This window comes from Ruegeria sp. AD2(2025) (assembly GCF_056542385.1).
Genome location: NZ_JBQFZS010000003.1, coordinates 431,208 through 438,301, shown reverse-complemented (window position 1 = coordinate 438,301; position 7,094 = coordinate 431,208). Strand labels below are relative to the sequence as shown.

Annotated in this window: 11 protein-coding genes; 6 read left to right on the top strand and 5 right to left on the bottom strand. The window is 59.2% G+C overall.

Annotated elements, in window-relative coordinates; all coding sequences use genetic code 11:
* Nucleotides 1-144 precede the first annotated feature (144 nt).
* Together ACR1XV_RS09640 and recR are read left to right on the top strand one after the other, a co-directional pair.
* Entirely contained in the window at nt 145-489 is a 345-nt protein-coding gene (locus tag ACR1XV_RS09640; protein ID WP_480530668.1) for a YbaB/EbfC family nucleoid-associated protein, read from the top strand.
* Between the two features lie 61 nt (nt 490-550).
* A complete protein-coding gene (recR, locus tag ACR1XV_RS09635) occupies nt 551-1,144 on the top strand; it encodes a recombination mediator RecR (protein ID WP_480530666.1) in 594 nt (197 codons plus the stop codon).
* A gap of 23 nt (nt 1,145-1,167) precedes the next feature.
* Here recR and ACR1XV_RS09630 read toward each other — a convergent pair whose 3' ends face one another.
* Together ACR1XV_RS09630 and ACR1XV_RS09625 are read right to left on the bottom strand one after the other, a co-directional pair.
* A complete protein-coding gene (locus ACR1XV_RS09630; protein ID WP_480530664.1) occupies nt 1,168-1,650 on the bottom strand; it encodes an SRPBCC family protein in 483 nt (160 codons plus the stop codon).
* On the bottom strand, nt 1,643-1,981 hold the full coding sequence (locus ACR1XV_RS09625) for an ArsR/SmtB family transcription factor (RefSeq protein ID WP_480530662.1): 339 nt from the start codon (nt 1,979-1,981) through the stop codon (nt 1,643-1,645). Before ACR1XV_RS09625 ends, ACR1XV_RS09630 begins: the two co-directional genes overlap by 8 nt.
* A gap of 149 nt (nt 1,982-2,130) precedes the next feature.
* Here ACR1XV_RS09625 and ACR1XV_RS09620 point away from each other — a divergent pair, with 149 nt between their 5' ends.
* Nucleotides 2,131-2,619: a hypothetical protein gene (locus tag ACR1XV_RS09620; RefSeq protein ID WP_480530660.1), complete on the top strand. Its 489-nt coding sequence runs from the start codon at nt 2,131-2,133 to the stop codon at nt 2,617-2,619.
* Between the two features lie 426 nt (nt 2,620-3,045).
* Nucleotides 3,046-3,603 carry a class I SAM-dependent methyltransferase gene (locus ACR1XV_RS09615; protein WP_480530658.1) on the top strand — a complete coding sequence of 186 codons (558 nt, stop codon included), beginning with the start codon at nt 3,046-3,048 and terminating at the stop codon, nt 3,601-3,603.
* A 130-nt stretch (nt 3,604-3,733) separates the two neighbouring features.
* Here ACR1XV_RS09615 and ACR1XV_RS09610 read toward each other — a convergent pair whose 3' ends face one another.
* Entirely contained in the window at nt 3,734-4,363 is a 630-nt protein-coding gene (locus tag ACR1XV_RS09610) for a ribonuclease T2 family protein (protein ID WP_480530656.1), read from the bottom strand.
* Nucleotides 4,364-4,493: 130 nt separating this feature from the next.
* On the opposite strand from ACR1XV_RS09610, the gene ACR1XV_RS09605 reads away from it, so the two are divergent.
* The gene (locus ACR1XV_RS09605; RefSeq protein WP_480530654.1) at nt 4,494-5,255 is read left to right on the top strand and encodes a DUF1013 domain-containing protein; all 762 of its coding nucleotides are present in this window, start codon (nt 4,494-4,496) and stop codon (nt 5,253-5,255) included.
* Between the two features lie 54 nt (nt 5,256-5,309).
* Nucleotides 5,310-5,699 (top strand): hypothetical protein, encoded by a 390-nt coding sequence (locus ACR1XV_RS09600; RefSeq protein WP_480530652.1) that lies wholly within the window; start codon nt 5,310-5,312, stop codon nt 5,697-5,699.
* Nucleotides 5,700-5,740: 41 nt separating this feature from the next.
* Here the strand turns inward: ACR1XV_RS09600 and ACR1XV_RS09595 are convergent, their stop codons facing one another.
* Both ACR1XV_RS09595 and ACR1XV_RS09590 read right to left on the bottom strand, forming a co-directional pair.
* The gene (locus ACR1XV_RS09595; RefSeq protein WP_480530650.1) at nt 5,741-6,772 is read right to left on the bottom strand and encodes a permease; all 1,032 of its coding nucleotides are present in this window, start codon (nt 6,770-6,772) and stop codon (nt 5,741-5,743) included.
* A complete protein-coding gene (locus ACR1XV_RS09590) occupies nt 6,765-7,073 on the bottom strand; it encodes an ArsR/SmtB family transcription factor (RefSeq protein ID WP_480530648.1) in 309 nt (102 codons plus the stop codon). Before ACR1XV_RS09590 ends, ACR1XV_RS09595 begins: the two co-directional genes overlap by 8 nt.
* Nucleotides 7,074-7,094 lie beyond the last annotated feature (21 nt).

The following is a 7,094-nucleotide window of genomic DNA, read 5'->3' as shown; positions in this document are numbered from 1 at the left end:
CGCGGGCAAGGCCCGCGCTGCCGGGCCCAACCAAAGGAAAGGTCTTGCTAAAGACCTTGACGACGGGCGGGAGCGTCCTCGACCCTTGTGTCGCAGAGATGCCGCCCGTATTTAGGCTTCAAACTGACTTACAGGAGAATTCCGATGCTCAAAGGACTAGGCGGTCTGGGCGACATGGCCAAGATGATGAAATCCGCGCAGGATTTGCAGACGAAAATGACCGAGATGCAGGACGAGTTGAACAACCTGATGGTCGTCGGCGAATCCGGCGCAGGCCTGGTCAAAGCCACCGCCACTGCCAAGGGCGAGCTCAAAGGTCTCGATATCGATCCGTCAATCTTCAACGGCGACGACAAGGAAGTGGTCGAGGACCTGATCCTGGCCGCCATCAAGGATGCGCAGACCAAGGCCGCCGAACGCTCGCAGGAAGAGATGGCAAAGCTGACCGAGAGCATGGGCCTGCCAGCCGACATCAAGCTGCCGTTCTGATCTTTATCTTTTCTCACCTCCTCCCGCCGGAGGTATTTTTGAGCGCTAAGCAGGACAGGCCGTGAGTTCGAACAGCGACATCGACAACCTGATCGACCTGATGGCCAAGCTGCCCGGCCTCGGCCCCCGCTCGGCCCGCCGCGCGGTGCTGCACCTGATCCGCAAACGTGCGCTGCTGCTAACGCCCCTGTCGGACGCCATGCAGCAGGTCGCCGTCACCGCGCGTGAGTGTCTGAACTGCGGCAATGTGGGCACCACCGATATCTGTGGCATCTGCGACGCCGAGGCCCGCGCGACCGGAGAGCTGTGCGTGGTCGAAGACGTCGCCGATCTTTGGGCGATGGAACGCGCGGGTGTCTTCAAAGGCCGCTACCACGTTCTGGGCGGCACGCTCTCGGCGCTGGACGGCATCGGCCCGGACGAACTGCGCATTCCCCGCCTCAAGGACCGGGTCACGGCCGAGGGGATCACCGAAATCATCCTCGCCCTAAACGCCACCGTCGACGGCCAGACCACCGCCCATTACATCGCCGACCAGTTAGAGGGCCAGGTGCGTCTGACCTCACTGGCGCAGGGCGTGCCTATTGGCGGAGAGCTGGACTATCTGGATGACGGGACGATTACGGCGGCTTTGCGGGCGCGGAAGGAAATCTAGTCCGCTTAGGCTGGGCTGCGATGTCATACTTCCACGAGAACGGCGTCGAGTTTTTCGAATGCCTGCTTCCATCCGCCTTCACCAGCGCTTCCGGCAGGGACGCCCCTGTGAACCATGGTCATCAAAGTCCTGCCATCCTTTTCGACCAAGTCAACGATCACCTCGGTTATGTCCGGGCTCCCTTCAGGCATCCCCATATTTTTTGGCGAAAGTATGTTTCCATCCGCGTCACACATGCTCTCGGTGTAGACCAACCGGGACGGCTCAGAGATTTCTTTATACACGCCGGTGAACCACATCCTCATGGTTTTGTCCGGCGTTTTCATTTCCATGCAAATCTTTCGCACACCGCCAACCCGCAAGTCGATCTCTGCTGTCGGAACTGAAAACCCGATAGGCCCATACCATTTCTGAAAAAACGCCGGATCGGTCCACATCCGCCAAACCTGTCTTGCCGGAGCCTGGAACTCATGTTCAATACGCACCCAGTTTTCTGCGTCATTCATCTTCCAAATCCTTTATTTCGCTAAGTAGCCTTCCCATGGCATCAAACCGAACCTCCCAAATATGGCGATATTGGTTGGTCCAGTTTGCAATCGATTCCAGAGGTTCTGGCTTTAATCGGCAGGGTCGGAATTGCGCGTTTCGTGAACGCTCGATCAACCCGGCTTCTTCCAAAACGCGAAGATGCTTGGAGATTGCCGGCATGCTGACATCAAATGGCTGAGCCAGTTCTTTGACTGTCGCTTCACCCTGCGCCAAACGCGCCAGCATCGCGCGGCGCGCCGGGTGAGCAAGTGCGGCGAAAACGAAGTCCAGTTTTTCCTCTTCAGTCATAGATCTATAATAAACCATTAAGTTAATTAATCAACTGGTAAAGCAATGAATCCAGGCACCCGAGACCATGCCGCCCCCCGAATTTTCTTTGGGCGCGAATGGTTTGGAGTTACTAAAGGTTCATATCACTCACTATTTGGAATGATCTGATGCCTCGCCTCCTCGCCCTCACCGTCGCCGCCCTTACCGCTACCTCCGTTCTGGCCCAGGACCTCATCGACAAGGGCTTTGTCGAGGGCTGGAACATCATGATGGACCCCGCGCTTGGCAACGGGTGTCTGATCCAGACGGTGTATCAGGACCTCTCGGTGGTGCGCTTAGGTTATGACGCGCTGGACAATCGAGGGTATTTCACCGTCTACAACAAGGCTTGGGGCGACATCGAACCGGGGCAGAGCTATCCGATCCGGTTCGAACTGGACGGCAAGAGCTTCGATGCCACAGCCATCGGGTTCAAACAGGATCGCGTCCCGGGCGCGACCGTGTTTTTCACCGACCGCAATTTCGTTAACGCGATTGCCCAGAACAAGTCCATGACCGTCTATAACCCGGAAGGCCAGATCGTCATGGCAATTGACCTGAAAGGCACAGCCAAAGCGCTGGACTATGCGCGCGACTGCCAGAACAAAAAACTGTGACGAGACGTGCAACGCCACACGCCAATCGACACCTGCGCCCCGGATCACATCAGCGAATAGATCGAGACACCACTCAGCCAGACTCCTCGTGCAGGAAGCCGGGCAAAGCGTTCACGCACCACAACAACGGCCCACCCGGGGTCTGCGGTCGCTCAGACTGAGTGTTGCGAATTCGTAAACGAAGACTGTGTCAGGCGGCGATTGCATCGAAATAGGTTCCAAATCGAACCACCCTGATCCACAATGGCTTTGCTTCCAGCCGTTCTTTTGCTCTGTAGAAGCCTATCAAAAGTGGATTCTTAACCGCCCGACATTCATAATTCAGGACCATCCATGAAATATTTCATTTTTCATAGTTTGATGAAGCTTAAGGAACCTTTTTCTGCCGCCGCGCGTCGGCGTCGGCGCCGGATTTTCATAGAGCGTATGAATATCAAGGGCGGTGAGCGGATTATCGACCTTGGGGGCACCGCCGAGTTCTGGGCGGATTTCCCTTTGCCTCTGGATCTCACCATCATCAACCTGCCGGATTCGATGTCGCCCGAGCCGGAAAGCTCGAAGCACAAGGTCACCTTGCTGCCGGGTGACGCCTGTGATGTCGATTTCGCCAAAGATATGTCGTTTGATATCGCCTTCTCGAACAGCGTGATCGAACACGTCGGCGATAGCGAAAACCGCCGGCGCATGGCATCCGAGGTCAAAAGGCTTGCACCCAGCTACTGGGTGCAGACCCCTTCGATCTGGTTCCCGATCGAAGCACATTGCAACATGCCGTTTTGGTGGTTTTACCCGAAATGGATTAAAAACAAGCTTATCTCGGGCTGGCAGAAGAAATTGCCGGCCTGGACCGAGATGGTGGTTGGCACAACGGTCCTGATGCGGTCCGAGATCAGCAATCTGTTCCCGAACGGTAAGATCTGGACAGAATGGAAGCTTGGCTTCCCCAAGAGCTATGTGGCCTATAAGCCCCCGGAAAGCAGCTGATCCATCGGCGGCAACAGGATAGGTGCCTCGCCCCGGACCTCATCGCCATTAGCGATAGAGCAGAACAGGTGATCCGTTTTGACATGATCATCGGCCAACAGGTAATCGAGGTGGGTCAGGCCGGACCGTTCTAACGAATCGGATCGAACCGAGCGTCCGTCGCCCTACAATCCCGGATCACGTCCCGACCGCAGGGCACCGGATCAAGGTCGCGGGACAGGCACAGGCGGATTTCCTCGATGTAGCCCTGCTTGCAGGTCACTGTGATCATGTCCGGCTCAAGGGCCGGGTTGGCTTGCAAAAAAGCCTCCTCCACCACGGCGGCGGGCAGTTTGACCGAGGCCTCCAGCTTGCGAAACACCTCGGGGCGCGTGACCCCGCCATAGGCTTGCCGCGACAGGGCGAAGTAGTCCGGCGCAGAAAGACCCGAGCAGGTTCCGTGTTTCTTCCACTGATGCCATGCCAGCCCTGAACTGCCCTGAATATCTTCCATTTCCCGCGTCATCGCGCGCGACGGTGGGGCTTCGGGCGTGCGGCAATAGGACGGCCAGCCCTGATGGAATTGCGGCCACAGCCCGTGCAGAATCCAACCGTGGTCATGCCGCGCATCACACTGGTCGGATCCGCGCGCGTCGCCTTCGCGGGCGCACCAGTTGGGCGACCAGCTGAGCGACAGAACGTAATAGTCAAACACGCCCGCCTTCTCGCCCTCGGCCATCGCAGCCACAGCGCTCAGCACCCACAATATCACCCAGCGCATTCGCCTCTTCCCTTCTTTCGGTGACGCGACTATATAGGCCCCAAGTTCCCCGACAACGGAAACCTGCCCCACAACCTCGGGGCCGCCGAATTCCGGCGACGGGACAGATGTATTCAAAGGAGATGGGCTGATGGCAAAACCCCTGATGGCCAAGGCAACCGCCGTATGGCTGGTGGACAACACCACGATCAGCTTCAAGCAGATCGCGGATTTCGTAGGGATGCACGAGCTGGAGGTGCAGGGCATCGCAGACGGCGACGTGGCCGCGGGCGTCAAAGGGTTCGACCCGATTGCCAACAACCAGCTGACGCAGGAAGAGATCGACGCGGCGCAGGGCAACCCGCTGCATAAGCTGAAGTTGAAATTCAACCCGGCAGCCTCGGGCGAGGAAAAGCGCCGCGGCCCGCGTTATACACCGCTGTCCAAGCGGCAAGACCGTCCGAACTCGATTCTGTGGCTGGTTAAGTTCCACCCCGAACTGAGCGACGGTCAGATCGCCAAGCTGGTGGGCACCACCAAGCCCACGATCCAGTCGATCCGCGAGCGCACGCACTGGAACATCTCGAACATGCAGCCGATCGACCCGGTTGCCCTGGGCCTGTGCAAACAGTCCGAGCTGGATGCCATCGTCCAGAAGGCCGCTGCGAAGAAAGCCGCCGAAGGCGGCGTCATGAGCGATGATGAGCGCCGCAAGCTGGTTTCGACCGAACAATCGCTGGATATGGATGCCGCGCCCAAGATTCCGACCGCGATCGAGGGGCTGGAAACATTCTCGCTGTCTGATGACGGCGACGACAAGGACGAGGATGAACCGATCGTCGACGCTGACAGCTTCTTCAACCTGCCCAAGGGCGGCAGCGACGAAGACGAAGAAGACGATCTGCGCCCCTGACCTGATCTTGGCCCCGACTGAACCCAGCCGGGGCCTTTTCGATTGTGGAATGCCATGCTGAATGTTCTGTCCGCGCTTTTTGGCCCGCACCGCGCCGTGTCGATCTATGTGTTTCTCAAGACCAAAGGTCTGGCGATTGCCGGCGCTCTGGTGATGGTCCTGATCATCTCGGGGCTTGTGTTTCTTGGCGACGATGGCGAGCACGAGCACCATTCGTTCATAACCGTACCCGTGCTGTCCGCCACGCCGATCAACGGTGATCTGAAGAATGGGGTGATTGCCTCGGTCCGTCTGCCGGACGGGTCGGCCGCCTCGGTGACATCAACGGACGCCCCCGTCGCGCAAACCGTCGGTACCAGCGCCTGCATCGAAAAACGCGTCTATGTCGAAAGCGGTGAGCCGCGATACCGGTTCAAACTGCCTCGCTATTGCGAAGCAAGCTGACGAGCAAAACCGCCCGGTGTATCCACCGGGCGGTTTTTCCTTCAGATCATCTGAAACAGAATGCCCGCAATGATGGCTCCGCTGATGCCGAGGCCCAGATAGGTGGCAAAGACGCGCGGTTTGACCAGCGACCAGACCGCCGCCATCGCCGGGATCGAACTGACGGCCCCGGCCACCATGAAGGCCATGGCGGCACCCGCGGTCATCCCCTGTTCCATCAACCCCGCCAGCAGCGGCGGCGCGACGTAAGAGTTCAGGTAGGCGGGCATCCCGACCAGCGCGGCGGTGACAATGGGCAGCACACCTTCACCGCCGACAACGCGGGCGATCAGATCGGCAGGGACATAGCTGACCAACAGCGCCTCGAGCACATAAGCCAGCGCCAGCCATTTCAGCAGAAACAGGCCGTTATGAGCGAATTCGGACCGGAAGCGGACCCGGCGTTCGGGCTCCTGCCAGAATTTCCAGACCGGTTTGTCGTCTTTCTTTGGACCGCAGCCGCGGCAGCCAGCGGGCTTGTATTCACGCAAGGGCTGGGCGAACGCGCCGCCGCGCATCAGGGCGCGGACCGCGAAGCCTCCGAACAGGCCCAGCGCGACCGCCGCGACCGCCTTGCCGATGGCAAAGGGCCAGCCCAATGCGCCTGCGGTGATCAACAGAGTCGGCGGGTCGATCAGAGGTGAGCTCAGCCAGAAGGCCATGACGGCCGACAAGGGCGCGCCCAGCGCCAGAAGCCCGGCGATGAACGGGATCACCTCGCAGGAACAGAACGGGGCCAGCCCGCCAAACAGCGCGGCGAGAAAGATCATCCGCGTCTCACGCCCCTCGAACGCGCGGGCCACCATAACCTCGGCCCCGGTGGCCTTGAGGTAAGACAGCAGCAGCACCGCAAACAGGATGTATTGCCCTGTATGTGCCAACGCTTTGCCCGCAAATGTTACGACCTCGACCCAGTTGCCCGGATCCAGCAGCGCGACCGCGATCAACAGGGCGACGATCAGCGCCCAAGGTGTCTTGATCAGGTTAACCATGTTGCGCCCCAACGGTTTGGGACTTTGTGTCAGTTCAGCCATCGTTCGCGGCCTTTCCCACTTCGTCTGCGCAGCATTCGCTGAGGATGAACTGCGCGAGGTTCCTAAGTTCGTCGAAACACGCCCGATTGATGGTGCTGCGCCCAACCTTTTCCTGCTCGACCACACCACCAGCGGCCAGAAACCGCAGGTGATGCGCCAGCGTCGAAGGGGCGATGCCCGTGCGGTTTTGTATTTCTCCAACCGTCAGCCCGGTTTGACCGGCGCGGACCAGCGTCTTGAGGACTTTCAGCCGGGCCTCGGACCCCATGGCCGAAAACCCGGCAGCGGCTGATTCCCACATTTGCCATCTCCATTAAACTAG

Coding starts and splice junctions, on each gene's coding strand:
- ACR1XV_RS09640 (WP_480530668.1), top strand. CDS start 145: ATGCTCAAAGGACTAGGCGGTCTGGGCGACATGGCCAAGATGATGAAA.
- ACR1XV_RS09630 (WP_480530664.1), bottom strand. CDS start 1,650: ATGAATGACGCAGAAAACTGGGTGCGTATTGAACATGAGTTCCAGGCT.
- ACR1XV_RS09625 (WP_480530662.1), bottom strand. CDS start 1,981: ATGACTGAAGAGGAAAAACTGGACTTCGTTTTCGCCGCACTTGCTCAC.
- ACR1XV_RS09620 (WP_480530660.1), top strand. CDS start 2,131: ATGCCTCGCCTCCTCGCCCTCACCGTCGCCGCCCTTACCGCTACCTCC.
- ACR1XV_RS09615 (WP_480530658.1), top strand. CDS start 3,046: ATGAATATCAAGGGCGGTGAGCGGATTATCGACCTTGGGGGCACCGCC.
- ACR1XV_RS09610 (WP_480530656.1), bottom strand. CDS start 4,363: ATGCGCTGGGTGATATTGTGGGTGCTGAGCGCTGTGGCTGCGATGGCC.
- ACR1XV_RS09605 (WP_480530654.1), top strand. CDS start 4,494: ATGGCAAAACCCCTGATGGCCAAGGCAACCGCCGTATGGCTGGTGGAC.
- ACR1XV_RS09600 (WP_480530652.1), top strand. CDS start 5,310: ATGCTGAATGTTCTGTCCGCGCTTTTTGGCCCGCACCGCGCCGTGTCG.
- ACR1XV_RS09595 (WP_480530650.1), bottom strand. CDS start 6,772: ATGGCTGAACTGACACAAAGTCCCAAACCGTTGGGGCGCAACATGGTT.
- ACR1XV_RS09590 (WP_480530648.1), bottom strand. CDS start 7,073: ATGTGGGAATCAGCCGCTGCCGGGTTTTCGGCCATGGGGTCCGAGGCC.